This window comes from Streptomyces sp. cf386, assembly GCF_900103585.1.
Lineage (GTDB): Bacteria > Actinomycetota > Actinomycetes > Streptomycetales > Streptomycetaceae > Streptomyces.
In genome coordinates this window covers 474,679-499,436 of the sequence record NZ_FNHV01000007.1, presented here as the reverse complement: position 1 = coordinate 499,436, position 24,758 = coordinate 474,679, and the positions used below count along the sequence as shown (strand labels likewise).

Sequence of the window (24,758 nt, the reverse complement as noted above, 5' to 3'; positions counted from 1 at the left end):
TCCGTACCGGGGAACGCGCTGCGGCCGCGTGCTGCGCGGGCAAGAGGTACCCGCCTCCCGCGTGCTGCGCCGACGGGGAGTACTCGCCTCTGCGCGGAGAGGGCAAGCACGCTTGGGGGTGGTCGCACCCTCGCGCGAGCCCTCAGGCACAGCGGCCATACGCCTCGAAGCTCCGGCACGCCCCGCCCCAACCTCACAGGCACCCCTGTGCCGAATCACAGGCACTGGCACGCCCGTGGCCCGCATGTAAGACTCGCGCCATCCGAGCGACACCCACTGTTCCGTGTCCGCTAGACGGACCTCAGGGGCGCCAGGCACTGAGTGCCGGATACGGTGGAGGCACCATGAGCGCTTCGCAGACCTCCGACATCCCCACTCTTCTCGTCAAGATCTTCGGGAAGGACAGGCCTGGTATCACGGCCGGACTCTTCGACACTCTGGCCGCCTACTCCGTCGACGTGGTCGACATCGAGCAGGTCGTCACCCGTGGCCGGATCACACTGTGCGCGCTCGTGACGCCGCCTCCCGCGGGGATGGAGGGTGATCTGCGGGCAACCGTCCACAGTTGGGCGGAGTCGATGAAGATGCAGGCGGAGATCATCTCCGGCCGCGGTGACAACCGGCCCCGTGGGCTCGGACGGTCCCTCGTGACCGTGCTCGGGCACCCGCTCACCGCCGAGGCGACCGCCGCGATCGCCGCCAAGATCACCAAGTCGGGCGGCAACATCGACCGTATCTTCCGGCTCGCCAAGTACCCGGTGACAGCGGTGGAGTTCGCGGTGTCCGGCGTGGAGACCGAGCCGCTGCGCACCGCCCTGGTGACCGACGCGGCGGCACTGGGTGTCGACATCGCGGTCGTCGCGGCGGGTCTGCATCGGCGCGCGCAGCGCCTGGTCGTCATGGACGTGGACTCCACGCTCATCCAGGACGAGGTGATCGAGCTCTTCGCCGCGCACGCCGGCTGCGAGGACAAGGTGGCCGAGGTGACGGCTGCCGCGATGCGCGGGGAGCTGGACTTCGAGCAGTCGCTGCACGCACGCGTCGCGCTGCTGGAGGGGCTGGACGCCTCGGTGGTGGAGAAGGTGCGCAGCGAGGTGCGGCTGACGCCGGGCGCGCGCACGCTCATCCGTACGCTGAAGCGGCTCGGCTTCCAAGTGGGTGTCGTCTCGGGCGGGTTCACCCAGGTCACCGATGATCTCAAGGAGCGGCTCGGGCTGGACTTCGCCCAGGCGAACACGCTGGAGATCGTCGACGGGAAGCTGACGGGCAAGGTCACCGGCGAGATCGTGGACCGGGCGGGCAAGGCACGCCTGCTGCGCCGATTCGCCGCCGAGGCGGGTGTGCCGCTGTCCCAGACGGTGGCGATCGGTGACGGTGCCAACGATCTGGACATGCTCAACGCGGCCGGCCTGGGCGTCGCCTTCAACGCCAAGCCGGTGGTGCGGGAGGCCGCGCACACGGCCGTGAACGTGCCGTTCCTGGACACGGTCCTTTATCTGCTGGGCGTCACCCGCGAAGAGGTCGAGGCCGCGGACATGCACGAAGAGGACTGATGAGGCTGATGTACCGCACGGTGCTGATCCGGGCCTGACAGCACGCACGCACCTGGGGCCTTGCATGCACAGGGGCCCGGCACCAGGCGGTGCCGGGCCCCTTCGCGTGGGTCGGTCACTCCGACGGGGCCCAGTAGTCGACCAGCGTGGCCACCCCGGGCTCCAGCGTCTTCCAGGTGCCGCTGAAGGAGAGCACGGCGAAGGCCGCGGCCGGGAAGCCGCGGCGGCTCATCCGGTCGCGGGCGTCGCCCTCGGCCGTGCCGGACAGGATCTCGGCGAGGCCCTGTACGCCCGGGTTGTGGCCGATCAGCACGATGTTCTGCGCGTCGTCGGGTGTTTCGTTGAGCACGGCGATCAGCTCGCCGGGCGAGGCCTCGTAGATCCGCTCTTCGTAGACCGTTTTCGGCCGGTGCGGGAACTCGTGGACGGCGAGCTTCCAGGTCTCGCGGGTCCGGGTCGCGGTGGAGCACAGGGCCAGATCGAAGGGGATGGCGGTGTCGGTCAGCCTGCGTCCGGCCTCTGCCGCGTCCATTCGGCCCCGATCTGCGAGCGGCCGCTCGTGGTCGGTCACCTGTGGCCAGTCGGCTTTCGCATGCCGGAAGAGGACAATCCTGCGGGGTTCTGCGACGCTCATGAGTCCCAGCTTCGCATGAAACAGGCCATGGGGCGCAGGTAGTTGACGTGCCGCTTCGGCCGTGCTCAGCGCATGATCAGCTGCTGTATGCGCTCGAAGAGCTGGGTGATCGCGGGCTCGGCGGTCGCCGCCTGCGCGTCGGACGGGTTGAGTATCAGCGTCAGCAGCGTGATGAAGGCGAGCGTCGGCAGGGCGAGGGCCCACCAGGGCAGCCGGATGTCGGCACGGCCCGTGGACGCCGGGTGGGCCGGGGTGTGCGTACGGGCCGACATGATGCCTCCGCAGGTTCCGAGTGGTCCGTGTCCGCCTCTCGCGGTCACACTTCGAAACTACGGAACCTCCGGCCCACAACCCATCCGGTGATCCACCCAGTTGACCCTGACACTTACCCCCTAGGGGATGGTGGTGCTAGCCCCACCATCGGCATGACGGCCTGTGTCAGGGAGGCGTGCGTCGAGGAGAGTGGCGTCAGGGAGAGTGGCGTCAGGGAGAGGCGATCGTCGCGACGATGCCGATGATCACGAAGATGGCGAAGAACGCGCCGAAGACGAGCAGCATCTTCTTCTGGCCGTTCCGGGGGTTCGGGTCGAGCACTGGCATACGGCAAGTCTCGCACCCTCCGCCCGCGCCGACTGCGCCGGGGTGAGGCCTAGGGCCGGGCCGCCTCGTCCTCCACCGTGCGGTTCCGTCCCGCGAGGACGCCCACCAGCATCTGCGGGATCATCAGGCCGGTCATGAGCGCGAGGGGCAGCCCCCAGCCGCCGCTGTGCTGGTAGAGCACGCCCACCAGGAGCGGGCCCGGGATGGAGAGCAGATAGCCGGTGCTCTGCGCGAAGGCGGACAGCTGGGCGACGCCCGCGCCGGTCCTGGCCCGCATCCCGACCATCGTGAGGGCCAGCGGGAAGGAGCAGTTGGAGACGCCGAGCAGCAGCGCCCAGGCCCAGGCGCCGGCGGCCGGCGCGAAGTACAGGCCGGCGTAGCCCGCGAGTCCGCAGACACCGAGCGCGATGGCGATCGGGCCCTGGTGCGGCAGCCGGGTGGCCAGGCGCGGGATGACGAAGGCCAGGGGCACGCCCATCACCATCGTGACGGCGAGCAGCAGCCCGGCCGTGGACGCGGGCACACCGGCGTCCCGGAAGATCTGCGCCATCCAGCCCATCGTGATGTAGGCGGCGGTGGCCTGGAGCCCGAAGAAGACGGCCAGCGCCCAGGCGGTACGGCTCCTGGTGATCCGCAGCCCGGGCTGCTCCACGCGCGCGTGCTCCTGCCTCGCCGCCACCGGGTCGGCCGGCCCCGCGCCCCGCTGCCGCACGAACGGTATCCACGGTAGTACGGCCGCCGCGGCCAGGCCCGCCCACACCGCGAGGCCGGTCTGCCAACTGCCGCCCATCACCTCGGTCATGGGCACCGTCACCGCGGCCGCGGACGCGGTGCCGAGGGCGAGGGCCATCGAGTACAGGCCGGTCATGGAGCCGACCCGGTCCGGGAACCAGCGCTTGACGATGACCGGCATCAGGATGTTGCTGACGGCGATGCCCATGAGGGCGAGGGCGCTGGCGGCCAGGAAGCCGGCCGTGCTGCCCGCGTAGGGGCGCAGCAGCAGTCCGGCGGCGATGGCGACCATGCCGCCGCACACCACCGCGCCGGGGCCGAAGCGGCGGGCGAGCCGTGGGGCCATGACGCCGAAGAGGGCGAAACAGAGCGGGGGCACGGAGGTGAGCACTCCGGCCACGCTGCCGCTCATGCCGAGCCCGTCGCGGACCTCTTCGAGGAGGGCACCGAGGCTGGTGATGGCGGGGCGGAGGTTCAGCGCGGACAGCACGATGCCGAGGACGAGCAGCCGTGTCGTCCACGTGCGTGTGGAGGCCGTCTGGGGCTCGCCGGCCTCCGAAGTGCGTATGGATGTCGACGTCGTCATCCGGGTCTGCTCGCTCACCATGTCCACCATCATAGAATCATGGGATGATTGGTTGTCCACCCCCGGGCCGCCCGGTCCCGGCCCTCCCGTGCGAAGGTGTGCCATGCCCCTGAGCCACCCCCGCCGCTCGGCGCTGTCCGAGCAGGTCATCGCGGCCTTGCGGAACCAGATCACCTCGGGCGAATGGCCGGTCGGCTCCCGTATCCCGACGGAGCCCGAGCTGGTCGAACAGCTCGGTGTGGCCCGCAACACCGTCCGCGAGGCGGTCCGCGCGCTCGCGCACAACGGCCTGCTGGACATCCGCCAGGGCTCCGGCACCTATGTGGTGGCGACCAGCGAGCTGGCCGGCGTGATGCACCGCCGTTTCGCCGACGCCGACCCCCGGCACATCGCCGAGCTGCGGTCCACGCTGGAGTCGGCAGCCGCGAAGCTGGCCGCCGAGCGGCGCACGGAGAAGGACCTCAAGCAGCTGGACGCGCTGCTGGTGCGGCGCGAGGAGGCCTGGGCGTCGGGTGACGCGGAGGCGTTCGTGGCGGCCGACGCGACCTTCCATCTGGCCGTGGTGGCGGCCTCCCACAACGACGTCATGACCGCGATGTACGCGGACCTCGGCGAGGTGCTGCGGGACTGGCTGCGCGAGGACGTGGGCGAGGAGCTGACGCCGGAGACGCACATGGACCACGGGCGGCTGGTCGACGCGATCCGCTCGGGCGACGCGGCGGCTGCCGCGGCGGAGGCGGCGAGCTATCCGTTCCTGTGCCGTCCGGGGCGCTTCAGCTCTCCCGCAGGTGACTGACCCACACCGAGCCGACCTCTTTCCAGCAGCGTGCGGTCAGCCGCACGGTCTGCGCCGGTTCGGCGTCCACCGAGGAGCCGTCGCTGTCGAGGTCCCACCAGCGGGCGCACTCGACGTGCAGGCTCACCCGGTCGGTCTCCGGGTACGGGTTGTGGCAGTACGCGGTCACCTGGGAGCCGGTGACGCGGATCCGGCACTCGGAGCCGAACGGCTCCTCCGGCTCCGGTGCGGCGGCATGCACGCGCGCGTGGGCGATCGCCTCGTACGGCAGCGGCAGGACGAGAGCGACGGCGACGGTCGTTGAGGCCAGGCGGCGGGACAAGCGCACAAGGGGACCTCCTCGGCCGTAAGGGGGAGGGGCTCGCGTAGTGAACGCGTACTCCAGAGTGCGCGGTCGCGGGTCTCCCCCGCCCGGCCGACTGGGCCGAACGGGTGACGCCCCGCTCCCCGCGCACTGCGGGAAACGGGGCGTCGACGACGTACGAAGAGATCAGGCGCCGATGGCGTGCAGGCCGCCGTCCACGTGGATGATCTCGCCGGTGGTCTTCGGGAACCAGTCGCTCAGCAGGGCGACGATGCCGCGGCCGGCCGGCTCCGGGTCCTTCAGGTCCCACTCCAGCGGGGCACGGTCGTCCCACACGGAGGCCAGCTCGGCGAAGCCCGGGATGGACTTGGCGGCCATGGAGCCGATCGGGCCGGCCGAGACGAGGTTGCAGCGGATGTTCTGCTTGCCCAGGTCACGCGCCATGTAGCGGCTGGTCGCCTCCAGGGCGGCCTTGGCGGGGCCCATCCAGTCGTACTGCGGCCAGGCGTACTGCGCGTCGAAGGTGAGGCCGACGACGGAGCCGCCGTTCTGCATCAGCGGCAGGCAGGCCATGGTCAGCGACTTCAGGGAGTACGCCGAGACGTGCATGGCCGTGGCGACCGACTCGAACGGCGTGTTGAGGAAGTTGCCGCCGAGCGCGTCCTGCGGCGCGAAGCCGATGGAGTGCACCACGCCGTCGAGGCCGCCGAGCTCCTCACCGACGACGTCGGCAAGGCGCCCGAGGTGCTCGTCGTTGGTGACGTCGAGCTCGATGACCTTGGTGGGCTTGGGGAGCTTCTTGGCGATGCGCTCGGTCAGCGTGGGCCGCGGGAAGGCGGTCAGGATGATCTCGGCACCCTGCTCCTGGGCCAGCTTGGCGGCGTGGAAGGCGATGGAGGACTCCATCAGCACACCGGTGATCAGGACGCGCTTGCCCTCGAGAATTCCGCTCATGGTGATCAGTGACCCATTCCCAGTCCGCCGTCAACGGGGATGACGGCTCCAGTGATGTACGAGGCGTCGTCCGAGGCGAGGAACCGCACCGTCGCGGCGATCTCCTCCGGCTGCGCGTAACGACCGAGCGGCACCTGCTTCACGATGCCCTCACGCTGCTCGTCGGTGAGCACCTTGGTCATGTCGGTGTCGACGAAGCCGGGCGCGACGACGTTGAAGGTGATGTTGCGCGAGCCCAGCTCACGGGCGAGGGAGCGCGCGAAGCCGACCAGGCCGGCCTTGGAGGCGGCGTAGTTGGCCTGGCCGGGACCGCCGAACAGCCCGACGACGGACGAGATCAGCACCACGCGGCCCTTCTTGGCCCGCAGCATGCCTCGGTTGGCGCGCTTGACCACACGGAAGGTGCCGGTGAGGTTGGTGTCGATGACCGAGGTGAAGTCCTCCTCGGACATGCGCATCAGGAGCTGGTCCTTGGTGACGCCGGCGTTGGCGATCAGCACCTCGACCGGGCCGTGTTCGGCCTCGATCTCCTTGTAGGCCTGCTCCACCTGCTCGGTGTCGGTGATGTCGCACTTGACGGCCAGGAAGCCGGCCGGCGGCTCACCCGAGCGGTATGTGATCGCGACCTTGTCGCCGGCGTCGGCGAAAGCGCGGGCGATGGCGAGGCCGATGCCCCGGTTGCCTCCGGTGACGAGAACCGAGCGGCTCAACGGATCACCCTTTCGATAGGGGTCTTGACACACCCGCCCGAACAGCTGGATGACAGGCGGCTTCTCCGAAAACCTATCGGGCCGGTCCCGTCCTGGGACATTCGGGCACCGACAGTGGCGTACGGGTGTCACTGTCGGGTCCCTACAGAAAGATGCGGACTCCAGCCGGAAACGTGTGGTCCATGGCCCCGCCCGCGCGACATGATCGGTGCCGACAGGCCACGACAGCAGGGAGACCTCCGTGCCTCATACGATCGACGAAGCCTTTACGGCGCTTCCGCTACGCGCGCTGGCCGACGCGGCGCTGGCACGCGCGCGTGCGCTGGGTGCCGAGCACGCTGATTTCCGGTTCGAGCGGGTGCGCAGCGCATCCTGGCGCCTGCGGGACGCCAGGCTCGCCGGGTCGTCGGACACCACCGACCTCGGGTACGCGGTGCGGGTCGTGCATGGCGGGACCTGGGGGTTCGCCTCCGGGGTGGATCTGACGCTGGACGCCGCCGCCAAGGTCGCGTCGCAGGCGGTGGCGATGGCGAAGCTGTCCGCCCAGGTGATCAAGGCCGCCGGGTCGGACGAGCGGGTGGAGCTCGCCGACGAGCCCGTGCACACCGACAAGACATGGATCTCGTCGTACGAGATCGATCCGTTCACCGTGCCCGACGAGGAGAAGTCGGGCCTGCTGGCGGAGTGGAGCGGGCGGCTGCTGGCGGCGGACGGGGTCAATCATGTCGACGCCTCGCTGCTCACCGTCCACGAGAACAAGTTCTACGCCGACACCGCCGGGACCGTGACCACCCAGCAGCGGGTACGGCTGCACCCGCAGCTGACCGCCGTGTCGGTCGACGAGTCGAGCGGCGAGTTCGACTCCATGCGCACCATCGCGCCGCCCGTCGGACGCGGCTGGGAGTACCTGACCGGCACCGGCTGGGACTGGGACGACGAGCTGGCCCGCATCCCCGAGCTGCTCGCTGAGAAGATGCGGGCGCCGAGCGTCGAGGCGGGTCCGTACGACCTCGTCGTCGACCCCTCCAACCTGTGGCTGACCATCCACGAGTCCATCGGCCACGCCACCGAACTGGACCGCGCCCTCGGCTACGAGGCCGCCTACGCGGGCACCTCCTTCGCCACCTTCGACCAGCTCGGCAAGCTCCGGTACGGCTCCGACCTGATGAACGTCACCGGTGACCGCACCGCCGAGCACGGCCTCGCGACCATCGGATACGACGACGAGGGCGTCGCGGGCCAGTCCTGGGACCTGGTGAAGGACGGCACGCTCGTCGGCTACCAGCTGGACCGGCGGATCGCGAAGCTGACCGGGTTCGAGCGGTCCAACGGGTGCGCGTTCGCCGACTCGCCCGGGCATGTGCCGGTGCAGCGCATGGCCAATGTGTCGCTTCAGCCGGACCCGGCCGGGATGTCCACCGAGGATCTGATCGGGAGCGTCGACCGCGGGATCTACGTCGTCGGCGACCGGTCCTGGTCGATCGACATGCAGCGCTACAACTTTCAATTTACCGGGCAGCGGTTCTTCAGGATCGAGAACGGGCGGATCACCGGGCAGCTGCGGGACGTCGCCTATCAGGCCACGACCACCGACTTCTGGGGGTCCATGGCCGCGGTGGGCGGGCCGCAGACCTACGTCCTGGGTGGTGCCTTCAACTGCGGCAAGGCGCAGCCGGGGCAGGTCGCGGCGGTCTCGCACGGCTGCCCGTCGGCCCTCTTCAAGGGAGTCAACATTCTGAACACCACGCAGGAGGCCGGTCGATGAGCGCCCGTACCAACAAGCCGCACGAGATCGTCGAGCGGGCCCTGGAGCTGTCGCAGGCCGACGGGTGTGTCGTCATCGCCGACGAGCAGTCCACCGCCAACCTGCGCTGGGCGGGCAACGCGCTCACCACGAACGGCGTCACGCGCGGGCGGACGCTCACCGTCGTCGCGACCGTAGACGGCAAGGAGGGCACGGCCTCCGGCGTCGTGTCGCGGTCCGCCGTGACCGTGGAGGAGCTGGAGCCGCTGGTGCGCGCCGCCGAGGCCGCCGCGCGCGGTGCCGGGCCCGCCGAGGACGCGCAGCCGCTGGTGACGGGCGTACCGGCGTCGCCGGACTTCACGGACGCTCCGGGCGAGACGTCGTCCACCGTGTTCGCCGACTTCGCACCGGCGCTCGGTGAGGCGTTCGCACGCGCGCGTGCGGGCGGGCGGGAGCTGTACGGCTTCGCGAACCATGAGCTGGTGTCGACGTACGTGGGCACGTCCACGGGGCTCCGGCTGCGGCACGACCAGCCCAACGGGACGCTGGAGCTGAACGCCAAGTCGCCGGACCGTACCCGCTCGGCGTGGGCGGGACGCTCCACCCGGGACTTCAAGGACGTGGATCCTACGGCGCTGGACGCGGAGCTGGCCGTGCGCCTCGGCTGGGCCGAGCGGCGCCTTGAGCTGCCGGCGGGCCGGTACGAGACGCTGCTGCCGCCGACCGCCGTGGCCGACCTGCTGATCTACCAGCTGTGGTCGGCGTCGGGGCGGGACGCGGCCGAGGGCCGGACGGTGTTCTCCAAGCCCGGCGGCAAGACGCGCGTGGGCGAGAAGCTGACCGAGCTGCCGCTCACGCTGCGCAGTGACCCGAACGAGCCGGGGCTGGAGTCCGCGCCCTTCGTGATCGCGCACTCCTCCGGGGGCGACCAGTCGGTGTTCGACAACGGGCTGCCGCTCGCGACCACGGAGTGGATGCGCGAGGGCGACCTGAAGCACCTCACGACCAGCCGCCACAGCGCGGGGCTGACCGGTCTGCCGGTGGCGCCGGGCATCGACAACCTGATCCTGGACGGCGGCCAGGACGTGTCGCTCGAGGAGATGGTCGCGAACACCGAACGCGGCCTGCTGCTGACCTGCCTGTGGTACATCCGCGAGGTCGACCCGGCAACGCTGCTGCTCACCGGCCTGACCCGGGACGGGGTGTACCTCGTCGAGAACGGTGAGGTGACCGGCGAGGTCAACAACTTCCGGTTCAACGAGTCGCCGGTGGGGCTGCTGGGGCGGGCGACGGAGGCGGGGCGCACGGAGAAGACCCTGCCCAGGGAGTGGAGCGACTGGTTCACCAGGGCGGCGATGCCCGCGCTGCGCATCCCCGATTTCAACATGAGCTCTGTCAGTCAGGGCGTATAACCTCGTAGGCGTTCGCAGTCGGTTGTCACCCGACTGCCCGAAGATCATCGAGGAGACACGAGAACCGTGACGGACATCGTCGACGAGCTGAAGTGGCGTGGCGTGATCGCCCTGTCCACTGACGAGGACGCATTGCGCAAGGCGCTCGCGGACGGTCCCGTCACGTTCTATTGCGGTTTCGACCCGACCGCGGCCAGCCTGCACGTCGGCCACCTGGTGCAGGTCCTCACCATGCGCCGCCTCCAGCAGGCGGGCCTGCGCCCGCTGGCGCTGGTGGGCGGCGCGACCGGCCAGATCGGCGACCCCCGCCCGACGGCCGAGCGCACGCTGAACGACCCGGAGACGGTCGCGAACTGGGTGAACCGCCTGCGCGCGCAGATCGAGCCGTTCCTGTCCTTCGAGGGCGAGAACGCCGCGGTGATGGTGAACAACCTGGACTGGACGGCCGGCCTGTCGGCCATCGAGTTCCTGCGGGACATCGGCAAGCACTTCCGTGTCAACAAGATGCTGACCAAGGACTCGGTCGCCCGTCGACTGCAATCCGAAGAGGGCATCAGCTACACGGAGTTCAGCTACCAGCTGCTCCAGGGCATGGACTTCCTGGAGCTGTACCGGCGGCACGGCTGCACGCTCCAGCAGGGCGGCAGCGACCAGTGGGGCAACCTCACCGCGGGCCTGGACCTGATCCACCGACTGGAGCCGCACGCCCATGTGCACGCTCTGGCGACGCCGCTGATGACCAAGTCGGACGGCACCAAGTTCGGCAAGACCGAGGGCGGCGCCATCTGGCTCGACCCGGAGATGACGACGCCGTACGCGTTCTACCAGTTCTGGCTGAACGCGGACGACCGGGACATCTCCACCTACATGCGCATCCTGTCCTTCAAGTCCCGTGCGGAGCTGGAGGAGTTGGAGAAGCAGACCGAGGAGCGTCCGCAGGCCCGTGCCGCGCAGCGTGCGCTGGCCGAGGAGCTGACGACGCTGGTGCACGGCGCCGACCAGACGGCCGCCGTGATCGCCGCGTCGAAGGCCCTCTTCGGCCAGGGCGAGCTGACGGAGCTGGACGACCGGACGCTGGCGGCGGCCCTCTCCGAGGTGCCGCACATCCAGGTCGAGCAGCTCGGCCAGGTCGTCGACCTCTTCGCCGAGGTCGGCCTGGTGGCCAGCAAGTCCGCGGCGCGGCGCACCGTGAAGGAGGGCGGCGCCTACGTGAACAACGTCAAGGTCGCCGGCGAGGACGCGGTGCCCGCGAAGGAGGACCTGCTGCACGGGCGGTGGCTGGTGCTGCGGCGGGGGAAGAAGAACCTGGCGGCGGTCGAGGTCACCGGCGCCTGACGGAGCTGCGGGGCCGTACAGGAGAGGGCCCCTGTAGAAACGTATGCACGCCCAAGGGGCGGCTTCCCCGAGGGGGGCCGCCCCTTGGGCGTGTTCCGAAGGTCAGGTGCGTTGCTGCTTGCGCTTGCCCAGCGTCGCCATGTACAGCATGTCGCCCAGGTACACGATGATCACCGCGGCGATGATCTGGAAGATGTGCCGGCTCCAGTCGATGCCGCTGGTCTCCTCCACGCCGAAGCCCCGGGCGACGGCGTTGCCGACGACGGCGCCGAGAATGCCGAAGATGGTGGTCAGCCAGAGGGGGCTGTGCTGCTTGCCCGGGATGATCGCCTTCGCGAGCAGACCCAGCACAAATCCGACGATGATCGCCCACAACCAGCCCATCGCTGCCTCCTCCTACGGCTCGGGGTGAGCCTCCCGGCCAGTCTTGGTCCGGCGCCGGTACGCCGCATGCCGGGTACCGCCGTACGCGTGACGACTGACGGCGTTGCCCCAGGTGGCAGGGGCCCCGGTCTCGTAGGCGGCGCAGGCGGGGCGTACCGTGGAAGGTGTCCTGGCCCGGGTCCCCGACCGGGGGCGGACGGGTACGGGCACTGGGGAGAGTCCGATGCGGGCGGATGGTGGAATCTGATGCGGAAGCTGCATGCCGGCGACAACGCCCAGGTGTTCCGGATCACCGGGGCCCGGGCGGGCCTCCACGACGATGTGCGCGCCCGGCAGCGCCGGTACATCATCTCGATGTCGGTCCGTACGGTGTCGGTGATCCTCGCTGCCTCGCTGTGGAACGTCGAACGGCACGTCGCGATCGTGGCGTTGGTGCTCGGGGCGGTCCTGCCGTACATCGCGGTGGTGATCGCCAACGCGGGGCGTGAGAATGCGCCGGGTCTGCCGTCGACGTTCGTGAGCGCGCCGATGCGGCCGATGATCGCGCCGCCGCGGACGAATGACGGTTCTGCGGAATCCGTCCCGGAAGATGTGGCGGACGACTCCGCGCCGGGCGCACAAAGCAAACCGCGCGACGGGGCGTGACACTGCGGAGCGGTTTCCTCCGGAAGTCAGGGGGGGTCGGCTCCGCGCCAAGCTCAGGAAAAGCTCAGATCAATAGTGTTGTTCCGGTGCCGGGGGACGGGTTACCCGTGACATACTTCGTGGACGCTCCGCATCCCCCGTCGGAGCGATGGACCGACGCCGGGCAGCTCCCCCCGTGGCTGCTCGGCGTCGCCTTTTTTGTGCGACGAATCCGTGTGAGACGAATCAGTGAGTGACGCGATCTGTTCTGCCAAGGGCTGCCGTGCTGACGCCGTGTGGGTGCTGGCTTGGAACAACCCGAAGATTCATACGCCGGAGCGGCGGAAGACGTGGCTCGCCTGTGAGGAGCATCGCGAGCATTTGTCGCAGTTTCTTGGGGTGCGGGGGTTCTTGAAGGACGTTGTGCTGCTCGAAGAGTGGGAAGCGCGGCAGGATTGAGGGAACGCCATCTGCCCGGGGTGACCTCGGTTGCATGGCGGGTGCGGCTTCGTTGTGGTTGCTCGCGCAGTTCCCCGCTCCCCTTTAGGGGCGTCCCAGCTAGCCGCCGATAGCGGACATCGGCCTGTCCGGCTGGACGAAGCTCGGGTCGTCCAAGCCCGCGCCCGCCTTCTTGCCCCACATCGCCAGGCGCCAGATGCGGGCGATCTCCTCGTCGGGGGCGCCGGAGCGCAGTGCCGCTCGCAGGTCCGTCTCCTCCTGGGCGAACAGGCAGGTGCGGACCTGGCCGTCGGCCGTCAGGCGGGTGCGGTCGCAGGCCGAGCAGAACGGGCGGGTGACGGAGGCGATGACGCCGACGACATGAGGGCCGCCGTCGACCAGCCAGCGCTCCGCCGGGGCCGAGCCGCGCTTCTCCTCGCCCTCGGGGGTCAGCTCGAAGCGGGTGCGCAGGGATGTCAGGATGTCGCCGGCCGTGATCATGCCGTCGCGCTTCCAGCCGTGCTGGGCGTCCAGGGGCATCTGCTCGATGAAGCGCAGTTCGTAGTCGTGCTCCACGGCCCAGGCGAGGAGGTCGGGGGCCTCGTCGCCGTTCAGGCCCGGCATCAGGACCGTGTTGACCTTGACCGGGGTCAGGCCCGCGTCGCGGGCGGCGTACAGGCCCTCGATGACGTCCTTGTGGCGGTCGCGGCGGGTGAGGGCCTTGAAGACGTCGGGGCGCAGGGTGTCCAGGGAGACGTTGACCCGGTCGAGGCCCGCCGCCTTCAGGGCGGCCGCCGTGCGCTTGAGGCCGATGCCGTTCGTCGTCAGGGACATCTGGGGGCGGGGGGTCAGCGCGGCGACGCGCTCGACTATGCCGACCAGCCCGGGGCGCAGCAGGGGCTCACCGCCGGTGAAGCGGACCTCTTCGATGCCCAGGGTGGTGACGGCTATGTCGATCAGGCGGACGATCTCGTCGTCCGTGAGCAGGTCGGGCTTGGCCAGCCACTGCAGGCCCTCCTCGGGCATGCAGTAGGTGCACCGCAGGTTGCAGCGGTCCGTCAGCGAAACCCTCAGGTCGGTGGCCACTCGGCCGTAGGTGTCGATGAGCACGTGGGCCCCCTCCCTCGTCACGACCAGATTCAACTTCCGTCACCTGCGAGCCTACGTGACCGCGCTGACAGCGACACCGGCCCGATCCCACGACGTACGACGCGGCCGTGTCGTAGAGATCTACGACGCGGCCGCGCAGGGGACGTGCTCAGTGGGCTCCGGTGCCGGTCAGGGACCGGACCTCCAGCTCGGCGTACTTGCCGGCGTCGGGCTCTTCCTTGGACAGGACCGTGCCGAGCCAGCCCATGAAGAAGCCGAACGGGATGGAGATGATGCCCGGGTTCTTCAGCGGGAACCAGGCGAAGTCGACGTCGGGGAACATCGCCTTGGGGTCGCCGGAGACGACGGGCGAGAACAGCACCAGGCCGACGGCGACGATGAGACCGCCGTAGATCGACCACAGCGCGCCCTGGGTGGTGAACCGCTTCCAGAACAGGCTGTAGAGGATCGTCGGCAGGTTGGCGGAGGCCGCGACCGCGAAGGCCAGGGCGACCAGGCCGGCGACGTTGAGGTCGCGGGCGAGGGCGCCGAGGAGGATGGAGACGGCGCCGATGCCGATGGTGGCGAGGCGGGCCGCCCTGACCTCCTCCTTCTCGGTGGCTTCGCCCTTCCTGATCACGTTCGCGTAGATGTCGTGGGCGAACGACGAGGACGAGGCCAGGGTCAGTCCGGCGACGACGGCGAGGATGGTCGCGAAGGCCACCGCCGAGATGGTGGCGAGCAGGATCGCACCCCACGCCGAATCCACGCCGCCGAGATGCAGGGCGAGCAGTGGTGCGGCCGTGTTGCCGGACGGGTTGGACGCGATGATCTCTTCCTGGGAGATCAGCGCGGCGGCGCCGAAGCCGAGGGCGATGGTCATCAGGTAGAAGCCGCCGATGATACCGATGGCCCAGTTCACGGACTTACGGGCGGCCTTGGCGTTGGGCACCGTGTAGAAGCGGATCAGGATGTGCGGCAGGCCGGCGGTGCCGAGGACCAGGGCGATGCCGAGGGAGATGAAGTCCAGCTTGGAGGTGCCGGTCGCGCCGTACTGGAGGCCGGGCTCCAGGAAGGCGGCGCCCTTGCCGCTGTTCTCGGCGGCCTTGCCGAGCAGATCGGAGATGTTGAAGTTGAACTTCAGCAGCACCAGGAACGTAATCAGGATTGTGCCACCGATCAGCAGCACGGCCTTGACCATCTGGACCCAGGTGGTGCCCTTCATGCCGCCGATGGAGACGTACACGATCATCAGGACGCCGACGAGGGCGACGATCAGGATCTTGCCGGCGTCGGTGGTGATGCCGAGCAGCAGCGAGACAAGGACGCCCGCACCCGCCATCTGGGCCAGCAGGTAGAAGATCGACACGACGATCGTGGAGGTGCCGGCCGCCGTACGGACCGGGCGCTGGCGCATGCGGTAGGCGAGGACGTCACCCATCGTGTAGCGGCCGGAGTTCCTGAGCGGCTCGGCCACCAGGAGCAGGGCGACCAGCCAGGCGACCAGGAATCCGATGGAGTACAGGAAGCCGTCGTATCCGAAGAGGGCGATGGCGCCCGCGATGCCGAGGAAGGACGCGGCGGACATGTAGTCGCCGGAGACGGCGAGGCCGTTCTGGAAGGCGCTGAACGACCGGCCGCCCGCGTAGAAGTCGGCGGCGTCCTTGGTCTGGCGGCCCGCCCAGACGGTGATGAAGAGGGTCGCGACCACGAAGCACGCGAACAGGGTGATGATCAGCGGCCGGTGCTCGCTGGCCTCGTTGGCGGCAAGCTGCACATGGGTCATCGCGGGGCTCATGCGCCGCCCTCCATACGGGTCTTGATGGCCTCGGCCTTGGGGTCGAGCTTGGCACCTGCGTGCCGTGCGTACCACCAGGCGATGAGGAACGTGGTGACGAACTGGGCGATACCGAAGACGAACGCGACGTTGATGTTGCCGAACAGCTTGGTGCCCATGAAGTCGCCCGCGTAGTTGGAGAGCAGGACGTACAGCAGGTACCAGACGATGAAGGCGACGGTCAGCGGAAAGGCGAAGGAGCGGTAGGAGCGGCGCAGTTCACCGAACTCCGCACTCTGCTGCACCTCGGTGAACTCCTCGGTGGAGGGGAGTTTGTGTGTCTCTTTCGAGGGGGGCGGTGCGTCGGTAGCCACGGAGTCTCCTCGCGTTGCGGGCGCTGTTGCGACGGTGGACGGGGACGGGTCGGGGGGTGGGGACGACTTGGGTGCGGACATGGCGGCTCTGTTCTTAGTGGTGATGTGGATCACGTGAGCCGGGTGGTGATGTTAGGGCCACGGCACGTGATCCGACAGAGGCTCGATCCTGCTCGCGCCCCCTTCCCAAGGTCACGGCGCCACGCGTGGACCGGTTCAACTCCGAAGGTCACTTTCCGAAGTCGCCCGGGTGAGTGATTGCTGGCCAGGAGGTTCGGGGTTAGCTTCGCTCCAGCACGACTCGTCATGTACCTGCCCGGGCAGCACCCGCGCCCCGGGCAGGTTTCCGTTCCGGATGATGTGGAGAACCCATGCTTCATCTGCGGTCCAGACGCCGTCTCGGCCTCGCCGCAACCCTCGCCCTGTCGCTGACCGCCCCGCTCGGCTTCCTGCCGACGGCGGCCTCCGCCGCACCGTTGGCGGAGCCCGGCGTGCGGGCCGCGGACGCGACCACCCTGGCGTATGTCGTCAACACCCGCCCGGACCATCGCACGATCGAGTCGGTCAAGAAGGCGATCGCCGCGACCGGCGGCACCGTCGTGATCGCGTACGAGAAGATCGGCGTGATCGTCGTCCACTCGGCGAACCCCGACTTCGCCAAGGCGATACGCGCGGTACGCGGCGTGCAGTCGGCGGGCGCGACGCGTACGGCGGCCCTGGCCCCCGCCGGGGCGACGGACGAGGGCCCCGCCCAGCCGTTGACGAAGGGACAGGCCTCGAAGATCGCGCGCGCGTCCGCCGCGGCAGAGGTCAGCGAGCCCCTCGAGGCCGACCAGTGGGACCTGCGGGCGATCGGTGCCGACAAGGCCGCCCGGATCAACCCGGGCAGTTCGAAGGTCACCGTCGCCGTCATCGACACCGGCGTCGACGACACCCACCCGGACCTGGCCCCGAACTTCTCCGCGTCCCAGTCGGCGAACTGCGCCGGCGGTGTCGCCGACACCGGCGAGGGCGCCTGGCGCCCGTACACCGCCGAGGACTACCACGGCACGCACGTCGCGGGTGAGATCGCCGCGGCCCGCAACGGCATCGGCGTCGCGGGTGTCGCGCCCGGCGTGAAGGTGTCGGGCATCAAGGTGAGCGACCCGAAGAACGGTCTCTTCTACCCGGAGAGCGTCGTCTGCGCCTTCGTGTTCGCCGCCGACCACGGCGTGGAGATCACGAACAACAGCTATTACGTCGACCCGTGGCTGTACAACTGCATGGACGACCCCGACCAGAAGGCCATCGTCGACTCGGTCAACCGGGCCCAGCTGTACGCCCAGAAGAAGGGCACGCTGCACCTGGCCTCGGCGGGCAACTCCAACCACGACATGGACGCCGACTCGATCGTGGACGAGAGCAGCCCCGACGACTCCAAGCCGGTCCCCCGCACGATCGACCCGCACGAGTGCTTCGACGTGCCGACCCAGTTGCCGGGCGTGGTCACGGTGAGCGCGACGGGCGTGCAGAACGTCAAGTCGTACTACTCGTCCTACGGTTACCGCGTCGTCGACGTCGCGGCGCCGGGCGGTGACCGGAAGTTCCAGATCCCGACGGACACCCCGTCGGCGAACGGCCGCATCCTGTCCACCATGCCGAACGGCGAGTACGGCTGGCTGCAGGGCACGTCGATGGCCTCCCCGCACGCGGCGGGCGTGGCCGCGCTGCTGAAGTCGCGGTACCCGAAGGCGACTCCGGCCCAGCTGCAGGGGCTGCTGAAGATCCAGGCGGACAACCCGGGCTGCCCCGAGTCGTACGACCAGGACGGCGACGGCAAGCAGGACGCGGTCTGCGAGGGCGGCGAGCTGTTCAACGGCTTCTACGGGTTCGGCATCGTCGACGCACTGGACGCGGTTGACTGACCGGATCGGTCCATGTCGCCCGGTAGCCCGGCGGCAATCCAGTCGACATATTGATCGAGTCAACACTGCATAGTGCAGTCATGACTGACATCAGTACTGCTTGGTCCGCGGTGGGCGGCGACCCCGCCCTTCTTCCGCGGGTGTCGACGGTGGTGCGGGAGGGCGCGCTTCAGGCGCGCCTTCCCGTACGGGAGTTGGCGCGCGCGTGCGTGGGCGCGTGCGCGTTGGCAGCGGCCGAGCTGGGGGCGCGGCGGGCCGGGCTCGCCGAGGTGCCCGAGGTGCGGTTGGACGACGGGGCGATCGCCACGGCGTTCGTGAGTGAACGGCATCTGCTGGTCGACGGGCGCGCACCGGTCACCTTCGCGCCGCTGTCCCGGTTCTGGCGGACGGCGGACGGCTGGGTGCGCACGCATGCGAACTATCCGCACCACCGGTCCCGGCTGCTGGCCGCGCTGGGCGTGACGGGAGACGATCCGGACGCCGTGGCCTCGGTGCTCGCCGAGCGGTCCTCGCACGAGGTCGAGGAGTCCGTGTACGCGGCCGGCGGCCTGGCCGTGGCACTACGTCAACCCAAGGAGTGGGCGGCGCACGAGCAGGCGGCAGCAGTGGCCCGACGGCCGCTCGTCGAGAGCGCACGGCTCGACACGGCACGCGCGCGCGTGCTCCCGCCTCTGGACGGCACTCCCCTGCTGCCCGCCGCCGGAGTACGCGTCCTGGACCTGACGCGGGTCATCGCGGGTCCCGTCGCCACGCGCACGCTCGCCCTGCTCGGCGCGGACGTCCTGCGTCTGGACCCGCCGCAGCTGCCGGAACTGACGGACCAGCACGCCGACACGGGCTTCGGGAAGCGCTCGGCGACGCTGGATCTGGCGGCCGATCGCCGCACCTTCGAGGAACTGCTCGCGACGGCGGACGTCGTCGTCACCGGCTACCGGCCTGGCGCCCTCGACCGGTTCGGGCTGTCGGCACAGGAACTGGCCGAGCGGCGGCCCGGCCTGATCGTGGCTCAGCTGTCGGCATGGGGGGCGTACGGGCCGTGGCGCGAGCGGCGCGGCTTCGACAGCCTGGTGCAGGTCGCCACCGGTATCGCCGCGATCGAGGGGGCCGCGAGCGACGGACCGGCCGAACGGCCCGGCGCACTGCCCGCGCAGGCCCTCGACCACGGGACGGGGTATCTGCTGGCGGCGGCCGTACTGCGGGCACTGACCGAGCGGCGGGAGCAGGGGTACGGCCGGTGCGTACGGCTGGCGCTGGCGCGCACGGCGTGGTGGCTGACGAACGGGAGCCGGCCTGGCCCGGAGGGGGACGTGACCTACGAGGCGCCCGATGCCTGGCTCGCCGAGCGGGACAGCGCGCTCGGGCGGCTGCGGTACGCCCTGTCACCGGTGTCGTTCACAGGCGGTCCAGTCGACTGGGCACGGCCGCCGGGGGTTTGGGGCGCGGAGACGGCGGGTTGGGGCGGCTGAGGGCTGGAGGGCCTCGCGTCGGCTTGAGCAGGAGGGCCGCCCGAGCCGTATCCCTGGGCGTCCCCCTGGACGGAATGCCACACCACCACTTGTTTACCGGTGCTTGCCCGAATCTGTGTTGTTTTGTGATGATCTTAAGGTGACATTGACCAGACCCTCCCCCGGCCTGTCCGACGGGAATGCGCCGAGACCGCGCCCCGGCGTCGGCCCCGCCGTCGCCGTTCTCGTCCTGGTGGGGCTGGCGGCGCTGATCCCGCTGCTCGGGCCGTCGGCCGCGCTGCACGGCACCGGTGAGGCCGCCGCGCCCGGCACCGGTGGGATCGCGCTGCTGCGCACGGCGCTGTTCGCGGCGCTGTGCGTCCCGGTGGGTGAGCTGTTCGTGCGCCGACTGGCCCGTTCGGTGCCCGGCGCGACCGAGGCCATGCCCCGCAGTTGGGCGCCGTACGCGGCCGCCGCCGGTTTTGTCGCCGCCCTTGCCCTCGCCTCGGTCGTGTCCTCGGGCAACCTCGTGCCGGACAGCCCCGCCGACCTCGACATCGGCGGCCTCTACGCCTCGCGGGACGGCAAGCTCGCGCTGCTGGAGGTCAACGCCTTCGCGGTGGCCGGGCTGTGCGCGCTCTCGCGTCGGCCGGCCACCCAGATCTGGCCGCTGGCCGCGGTCGTGGTCGCCGAGGCGCTGCGCGCGCACCCCACGACCGAGCACAGCCCGCTGCTCGGCTCCGGCCTGACACTGGTGCACCTCGTGTGCGCGTCGCTCTGGGTCGGCGGGCTGCTGTATGCGCTGCGGACCCTGCGCGGATGGGGCGCCGTCGAGGCGGGCGCGGCGCTGCTGGGCCTCTACGCGCGCGTGGCGGCCGTACTGCTCGCCGCCATCACGGCGACGGGGGTGTGGAGTTCGCTGCGCCGGATGCCGTCGGACACGGTCCTGGAGCAGTTGACGGACACGGCGTACGGGCGGGCGCTGCTGGCCAAGGTGATCCTGGTGGCGGCCGTGGCCGCGCTCGCGCTCTGGGCACGGATCCGGCTGCGCCGGGCGGCCGACCCGCTGAGCGCCTGCGCTCCCGCGCGCGCGGAGGTCGTCGCCCTGGGCGTGGTCGTCGCGCTGTCGGGGCTGCTGACGGCGCTGCCGGTGCCGATCCGCTGGTGAGCCGGTCACGTGCTCAGCCGCCTTCTCCGCGGCCTCGGTTGATGACCGGAAACGTTCGGCGCGGTGCGCTCGCCCCTCGCGTCCGTCGGCGCTACACCCCCGCCACGTCCAGCAGGGACCCCGCCGCGTAGGTGACCCCCATGGCCAGCGCGCCGCCCGCCACATTGCGCAGGACCGCGCGGGCCGGGGCGGCGGCGCCCAGGCGGGCGCTGCTCCAGCCGGTCAGGGCGAGGGCGGCCAGGACGGAGACGACGGTCACCGGCAGCCGCCGGTCCGCCGGCGGCAGCACCATCGCGAGGAGCGGCAGCAGCGCCCCCGCCGTGAACGCCAGGAAACTCGCCCACGCCGCGTGCCACGGGTTGGTCAGCTCGTCCGGGTCGATACCGAGCTCCACGCGCGCGTGCGCCTTCAGCGCGTCCCGTTCCGTCAGCTGGACGGCCGCCTCCATGGCGACTCCCCGGGACAGCCCGCGCCGCTCCAGCAGCTCCGCCAGTTCCGCCAACTCCTCCTCCGGCCGCTCCTGCAACTCCCGCTTCTCCACGGCCAACGCGGCCTTCTCCGCGTCACGCTGCGTGGAGACCGAGACGTACTCCCCCGCCGCCATCGACATCGACCCGGCGAGCAGCCCGGCCAGCCCGGCCGTGACCAGTGCCGAGCGGTCGTCCGTCGCGCCGGCCACGCCGACGACGAGTCCCGCGGTCGACACGATTCCGTCGTTCGCCCCGAGGACGGCCGCCCGCAGCCAGTTCAGCCGCTCGCCCAGCGCGCCGCCGTGGGCCTCGTCATGCGTTGGTTCGGTCACATACGGAGGATCGCACCGAGGGGGACATCCGGGACGTACCGACGCTCCCGGTCGGGCACCGGGGCCGGCGGGGTCACCGGCGTGCGGCAACACGGCATGTCCGCCGACCGGTTGACGCGCGTGCGTTCGCCGCGCTCGAACAGGCGGACCCGGCAAGGCACCTGACGGTCAGGACTGTCAGTCCCGGCCCGTATCCTCAGTGACCATGCTCGAAGACCTGACGACCGCAGCGTCCGCCCCCACAGCGTGGCCGGCCGCGTATCCGCAGGGATACGCGGTCGTTGACGTGGAGACCACCGGCCTGGCCCGGGACGACCGGATAATCTCCGCGGCCGTCTACCGGCTGGACGCGCTCGGCGAGGTCGAGGACCACTGGTACACGCTGGTCAACCCGGAGCGCGACCCCGGCCCGGTGTGGATCCACGGTCTGACGAGCGAGGCGCTGGAGGGCGCCCCCCTGTTCCAGGACATCGCCGAGGAGTTCTCGGCCCGCCTCGACGGCCGGGTGCTCGTCGCGCACAACGCCGTCTTCGACTGGCAGATGATCGCGCGGGAGTACGCGCGCGCGGAGCGCGAGGCACCGGTACGGCAGCGGCTGTGCACCATCGCCCTGTCCAAGGAGCTGGGCCTGCCGCTGCCCAACCACAAGCTGGAGTCACTGGCGGCACACTTCGGCGTCGTACAGCAGCGCGCGCACCACGCGCTGGACGACGCGCGCGTGCTGGCGGAGGCGTTCCGGCCGAGCCTGCGGGCCGCGGCGGCGGGTGGCAGGCGGCTGCCGTTGCAGGAGTGCCGGCCGCTGACCGAGTGGCGGGACACCGCCGCGCCCCGGATCGGACAGCAGGCAGGGGGCGGCTCCAGCGGCGGCTACGGCAGCTATCGGCCGACCAGTTGGCGTCCGTCCCGGAAACGGCCCGCCTGCCCCCATCCCAATCCAGGCCGCTACGAAGAGGGCAAAAGGCTCAAGCAGGGCATGCGGATCGCCTTCTCCGGAGACACCTCGGTCGAGCGCGACCTGCTGGAGGACCGCGCGATCGAGGCCGGACTGCATGTGTCGACGAGCCTGTCCCGGCTGACCAGCCTGCTCGTCACGAACGACCCCGACGCGGGCACCTCGAAGGTGGTCAAGGCCCGGCAGTACGGGACGCCGGTGGTCGACGAGGCCGCCTTCGGACAGCTCCTCAGGGATGTGGAACCTGCGTCGGAGCAGTGACCGTACGGACGGGTGATTGCCGCGCGACTCGCCCGGAGCCGTCTCGCCCGGGCCGCGGTGACGGCTCACCCTGTGGCGCATGGCGACATGTGAAGTATGCGGAAACGACTACGGCATGAGCTTCGAGGTGCACGCGCAGGGCGCGGTGCACGTCTTCGACTGCTTCTCCTGTGCGATCCACCGCATGGCCCCGGTCTGCGAACACTGCCGCGTCCAGATCATCGGGCAGGGCGTCGAGGTCGAGGGCCACTGGTACTGCGGCGCCCACTGCGCCCGCGAGGAGGGGAAGGTGGGGATCGTCGACAAGGTGTGACCGGCCAGGACCCGTACCCGCCTGAAAGCACCCCACGACCGAGTTGTACGGTCGTGGGGTGTACCGCTTCCTGTTGTCCCGGCAGTGGGTGATCCTCACGCTGGTCGCCCTGCTCCTCATCCCCACGATGATCAGGCTGGGCATCTGGCAGATGCACCGCTACGAGGAGCGCTCCGCCCGCAACCAGCTGGTCGCCGACGCGCTCGGCGCGAAGCCTGAGCCCGCCGAGAAGCTGACCTCCCCGGGGCACACCGTCACCACCAAGGAGCGGTACCGCAGCGTGAGCGCGGTGGGCCGCTTCGACACCGAGCACGAAGTCGTCGTCAGGCGCCGTGTCAACGCCGACGAAGAGGTCGGCTTCCACGTCCTCACCCCCTTCGTCCTGACGGACGGCAAGGTGCTGCTGGTCAACCGGGGCTGGATCCCGGCGGACGGGCCGACCCAGACGGCGTTCCCCAAGATCCCCGCACCGCCGAGCGGCCAGGTCACTGTCACCGGGCGGCTGATGCCCGACGAGACGACCGAGGCGAGCGGCATCAAGAACCTCAAGGGCCTGCCCGACCGGCAGGTCATGCTGATCAACAGCGAGCAGGAGGCGCGGCGCCTCGGCGCCCAGGTGCTCGGCGGGTACATCGTGCAGTCGGCGCCCGAGCCGAAGGGGGACACGCCCGAGCTGATCGGCAAGCCCGGCAACGAGAACGCTCCGCTGAACTACGCGTACGCCATCCAGTGGTGGCTGTTCGCGGCGGGCGTCCCCGTCGGCTGGCTGATCCTGGCCCGCCGTGAGGCCCGTGAGCAGGCGGACGCGGCCGCTGCTCCGGAGGAGGCGGAGACGGCGCCGACCCCGGTGTAGTCCCGAGCGGCGGCGCACACCACGCATCGCCACGGTCGCTTCAGGCGGCCGCACACACCGTCACTTCCGGCGGCCGTTCAGCTGGTCCTGCCAGTAGCGGAAGGTGCGTTCCGGCTCGGGCAGCAGATCCCACGGGTGGCGGGTCATGTGGCGGCCGATGCGCTGGAAGACGGGGCCCGCCTCGGCCGGGCGGTGGGCTCGGGTCAGGGCGAAGGCGAGGACGTTGAGGTCGACGACGGCTTCGGCGTGCGGTGCTGCGGCGGTGTGGAACCAGCGCGAGAGGGCCGTGTCGATCTCCCTCGCCGCCCTGGGTTCGTTCCAGTGACCGTTCGCGCCGAGCGCGTCGAGACCAGTCCGCTCCTGACGGTGGGCGACGAGTTCCACGCGGGCCACGACCGGCAGCAGGGCGACCGGGGATCCGTGCGGCGCCTGGAAGGCGACCTGCCAGGCGAAGTCCATCATGTCGGGGACCGCGCCGTGCCCGCGCGGGGACAGGTACCGCAGCAGCAGGTGGTAGGCCGCCCGATGCCAGGGCGCGCGGTTGACGGCCTGGGTCCACACCGGCACCGCGTCCTGCACCGGCACGGCACTGGAGTGCATCAGGGACAGCAGCGCCAGCCAGGGCGTCGGATCCTCCGGGCAGGCCGCGGCGGCACGCAGACACGTCTGCTCGGCCCGGCGGACCGCGGAGGGTCCCTCGGCGGCGGCGCGGGCCGACTGGACGAAGGCGCGCAGGACCAGGGCGTCACCGTCGTCGGGCCGGTCGGCGGCCCATCGCTCGGAGACCGCGGGCGGCAGGCGCCGGGCGAGGACGGAGACGCGGTGGGCTCGGCGGTCCCAGTCGCGTCCGGTGGCGTGCAGCAGTTCGGCGACGGGGTCCCATGCAGGGCTGGTGCGGCCTGCTCCGAGGCCGTGGAGCTGTTGGGTGGGGCGGAGTTCGCGCAGGGTTCTGTGCAGGGGGGCGTCGTCGAGTTCGGGGCGGATCAGGAGGGATGGTCGGCGTCTCAGCATCTG

The 24,758-nt window shown here is 70.5% G+C and carries 26 protein-coding genes; 13 read left to right on the top strand and 13 right to left on the bottom strand.

What is annotated here, in order from left to right; genetic code table 11:
• Positions 1 to 344: 344 nt before the first annotated feature.
• The gene (serB, locus tag BLU79_RS21015; RefSeq protein WP_093907353.1) at positions 345 to 1,553 is read left to right on the top strand and encodes a phosphoserine phosphatase SerB; all 1,209 of its coding nucleotides are present in this window, start codon (positions 345 to 347) and stop codon (positions 1,551 to 1,553) included.
• 115 nt (positions 1,554 to 1,668) lie between these two features.
• Here serB and BLU79_RS21010 read toward each other — a convergent pair whose 3' ends face one another.
• The 4 genes from BLU79_RS21010 to BLU79_RS20995 all read right to left on the bottom strand — a co-directional run bounded on the left by BLU79_RS21010 (position 1,669) and on the right by BLU79_RS20995 (position 4,138).
• Positions 1,669 to 2,187, bottom strand: coding sequence for a SixA phosphatase family protein (locus tag BLU79_RS21010; protein WP_093907352.1), 519 nt, complete (start codon positions 2,185 to 2,187; stop codon positions 1,669 to 1,671).
• A 65-nt stretch (positions 2,188 to 2,252) separates the two neighbouring features.
• The gene (locus BLU79_RS21005; RefSeq protein ID WP_093907351.1) at positions 2,253 to 2,459 is read right to left on the bottom strand and encodes a hypothetical protein; all 207 of its coding nucleotides are present in this window, start codon (positions 2,457 to 2,459) and stop codon (positions 2,253 to 2,255) included.
• A gap of 211 nt (positions 2,460 to 2,670) precedes the next feature.
• Positions 2,671 to 2,787, bottom strand: a complete 117-nt coding sequence (locus BLU79_RS49140; protein WP_093907350.1) for an SGM_5486 family transporter-associated protein — start codon at positions 2,785 to 2,787, stop codon at positions 2,671 to 2,673.
• A 49-nt stretch (positions 2,788 to 2,836) separates the two neighbouring features.
• Positions 2,837 to 4,138 (bottom strand): CynX/NimT family MFS transporter, encoded by a 1,302-nt coding sequence (locus BLU79_RS20995; protein WP_093907349.1) that lies wholly within the window; start codon positions 4,136 to 4,138, stop codon positions 2,837 to 2,839.
• 70 nt (positions 4,139 to 4,208) lie between these two features.
• Between BLU79_RS20995 and BLU79_RS20990 the strand changes: the two genes are divergently transcribed.
• Entirely contained in the window at positions 4,209 to 4,901 is a 693-nt protein-coding gene (locus BLU79_RS20990; protein WP_093907348.1) for a FadR/GntR family transcriptional regulator, read from the top strand.
• On the opposite strand, the gene BLU79_RS20985 is transcribed toward BLU79_RS20990, so the two are convergent.
• The 3 genes from BLU79_RS20985 to fabG form a co-directional block, all read right to left on the bottom strand.
• Positions 4,879 to 5,229: a hypothetical protein gene (locus BLU79_RS20985; protein WP_093907347.1), complete on the bottom strand. Its 351-nt coding sequence runs from the start codon at positions 5,227 to 5,229 to the stop codon at positions 4,879 to 4,881. The genes BLU79_RS20990 and BLU79_RS20985 overlap by 23 nt on opposite strands.
• Before the next feature lie 162 nt (positions 5,230 to 5,391).
• The gene (gene fabI, locus BLU79_RS20980) at positions 5,392 to 6,159 is read right to left on the bottom strand and encodes an enoyl-ACP reductase FabI (RefSeq protein WP_093907346.1); all 768 of its coding nucleotides are present in this window, start codon (positions 6,157 to 6,159) and stop codon (positions 5,392 to 5,394) included.
• Between the two features lie 5 nt (positions 6,160 to 6,164).
• Positions 6,165 to 6,869: a 3-oxoacyl-[acyl-carrier-protein] reductase gene (gene fabG, locus BLU79_RS20975; RefSeq protein ID WP_093907345.1), complete on the bottom strand. Its 705-nt coding sequence runs from the start codon at positions 6,867 to 6,869 to the stop codon at positions 6,165 to 6,167.
• A 241-nt stretch (positions 6,870 to 7,110) separates the two neighbouring features.
• Between fabG and BLU79_RS20970 the strand changes: the two genes are divergently transcribed.
• The 3 genes from BLU79_RS20970 to tyrS all read left to right on the top strand — a co-directional run bounded on the left by BLU79_RS20970 (position 7,111) and on the right by tyrS (position 11,360).
• Positions 7,111 to 8,634 (top strand): TldD/PmbA family protein, encoded by a 1,524-nt coding sequence (locus BLU79_RS20970; protein ID WP_093907344.1) that lies wholly within the window; start codon positions 7,111 to 7,113, stop codon positions 8,632 to 8,634.
• Positions 8,631 to 10,025, top strand: a complete 1,395-nt coding sequence (locus tag BLU79_RS20965) for a metallopeptidase TldD-related protein (RefSeq protein ID WP_093907343.1) — start codon at positions 8,631 to 8,633, stop codon at positions 10,023 to 10,025. Before BLU79_RS20970 ends, BLU79_RS20965 begins: the two co-directional genes overlap by 4 nt.
• Before the next feature lie 66 nt (positions 10,026 to 10,091).
• On the top strand, positions 10,092 to 11,360 hold the full coding sequence (gene tyrS / locus BLU79_RS20960; protein ID WP_093907342.1) for a tyrosine--tRNA ligase: 1,269 nt from the start codon (positions 10,092 to 10,094) through the stop codon (positions 11,358 to 11,360).
• Positions 11,361 to 11,462: 102 nt separating this feature from the next.
• On the opposite strand, the gene BLU79_RS20955 is transcribed toward tyrS, so the two are convergent.
• Positions 11,463 to 11,744, bottom strand: a complete 282-nt coding sequence (locus BLU79_RS20955; RefSeq protein ID WP_093907341.1) for a GlsB/YeaQ/YmgE family stress response membrane protein — start codon at positions 11,742 to 11,744, stop codon at positions 11,463 to 11,465.
• A 246-nt stretch (positions 11,745 to 11,990) separates the two neighbouring features.
• On the opposite strand from BLU79_RS20955, the gene BLU79_RS20950 reads away from it, so the two are divergent.
• Complete coding sequence (locus BLU79_RS20950; protein ID WP_093907340.1) at positions 11,991 to 12,389, top strand: DUF3099 domain-containing protein; 399 nt, start codon at positions 11,991 to 11,993, stop codon at positions 12,387 to 12,389.
• A gap of 228 nt (positions 12,390 to 12,617) precedes the next feature.
• Positions 12,618 to 12,827 (top strand): hypothetical protein, encoded by a 210-nt coding sequence (locus BLU79_RS20945; RefSeq protein ID WP_093907339.1) that lies wholly within the window; start codon positions 12,618 to 12,620, stop codon positions 12,825 to 12,827.
• A gap of 99 nt (positions 12,828 to 12,926) precedes the next feature.
• Here BLU79_RS20945 and moaA read toward each other — a convergent pair whose 3' ends face one another.
• From moaA to BLU79_RS20930, 3 genes are all read right to left on the bottom strand, one after another.
• Positions 12,927 to 13,916, bottom strand: coding sequence for a GTP 3',8-cyclase MoaA (gene moaA, locus BLU79_RS20940; protein ID WP_093907338.1), 990 nt, complete (start codon positions 13,914 to 13,916; stop codon positions 12,927 to 12,929).
• Between the two features lie 148 nt (positions 13,917 to 14,064).
• On the bottom strand, positions 14,065 to 15,693 hold the full coding sequence (locus BLU79_RS20935) for a solute symporter family protein (RefSeq protein WP_093907337.1): 1,629 nt from the start codon (positions 15,691 to 15,693) through the stop codon (positions 14,065 to 14,067).
• Positions 15,690 to 16,046: a DUF485 domain-containing protein gene (locus BLU79_RS20930; RefSeq protein ID WP_093907336.1), complete on the bottom strand. Its 357-nt coding sequence runs from the start codon at positions 16,044 to 16,046 to the stop codon at positions 15,690 to 15,692. The genes BLU79_RS20935 and BLU79_RS20930 overlap by 4 nt, the downstream gene beginning before the upstream one ends.
• A gap of 371 nt (positions 16,047 to 16,417) precedes the next feature.
• Here BLU79_RS20930 and BLU79_RS20925 point away from each other — a divergent pair, with 371 nt between their 5' ends.
• From BLU79_RS20925 to BLU79_RS20915, 3 genes are all read left to right on the top strand, one after another.
• A complete protein-coding gene (locus BLU79_RS20925; protein ID WP_093907335.1) occupies positions 16,418 to 17,950 on the top strand; it encodes a S8 family peptidase in 1,533 nt (510 codons plus the stop codon).
• An 80-nt stretch (positions 17,951 to 18,030) separates the two neighbouring features.
• Complete coding sequence (locus BLU79_RS20920; protein ID WP_093907334.1) at positions 18,031 to 19,416, top strand: CoA transferase; 1,386 nt, start codon at positions 18,031 to 18,033, stop codon at positions 19,414 to 19,416.
• Positions 19,417 to 19,555: 139 nt separating this feature from the next.
• Positions 19,556 to 20,563: a CopD family protein gene (locus BLU79_RS20915; RefSeq protein WP_093907333.1), complete on the top strand. Its 1,008-nt coding sequence runs from the start codon at positions 19,556 to 19,558 to the stop codon at positions 20,561 to 20,563.
• A gap of 91 nt (positions 20,564 to 20,654) precedes the next feature.
• Here the strand turns inward: BLU79_RS20915 and BLU79_RS20910 are convergent, their stop codons facing one another.
• Positions 20,655 to 21,365, bottom strand: a complete 711-nt coding sequence (locus BLU79_RS20910; RefSeq protein WP_093907332.1) for a VIT1/CCC1 transporter family protein — start codon at positions 21,363 to 21,365, stop codon at positions 20,655 to 20,657.
• Positions 21,366 to 21,570: 205 nt separating this feature from the next.
• On the opposite strand from BLU79_RS20910, the gene BLU79_RS20905 reads away from it, so the two are divergent.
• The 3 genes from BLU79_RS20905 to BLU79_RS20895 all read left to right on the top strand — a co-directional run bounded on the left by BLU79_RS20905 (position 21,571) and on the right by BLU79_RS20895 (position 23,744).
• Entirely contained in the window at positions 21,571 to 22,578 is a 1,008-nt protein-coding gene (locus BLU79_RS20905; protein WP_093907331.1) for a DEDDh family exonuclease, read from the top strand.
• A gap of 79 nt (positions 22,579 to 22,657) precedes the next feature.
• Positions 22,658 to 22,891 (top strand): hypothetical protein, encoded by a 234-nt coding sequence (locus tag BLU79_RS20900; RefSeq protein ID WP_093907330.1) that lies wholly within the window; start codon positions 22,658 to 22,660, stop codon positions 22,889 to 22,891.
• 58 nt (positions 22,892 to 22,949) lie between these two features.
• Positions 22,950 to 23,744, top strand: coding sequence for an SURF1 family cytochrome oxidase biogenesis protein (locus tag BLU79_RS20895; RefSeq protein ID WP_093907329.1), 795 nt, complete (start codon positions 22,950 to 22,952; stop codon positions 23,742 to 23,744).
• A gap of 60 nt (positions 23,745 to 23,804) precedes the next feature.
• Here the strand turns inward: BLU79_RS20895 and BLU79_RS20890 are convergent, their stop codons facing one another.
• Complete coding sequence (locus BLU79_RS20890; protein WP_093907328.1) at positions 23,805 to 24,755, bottom strand: hypothetical protein; 951 nt, start codon at positions 24,753 to 24,755, stop codon at positions 23,805 to 23,807.
• Positions 24,756 to 24,758: the final 3 nt, after the last annotated feature.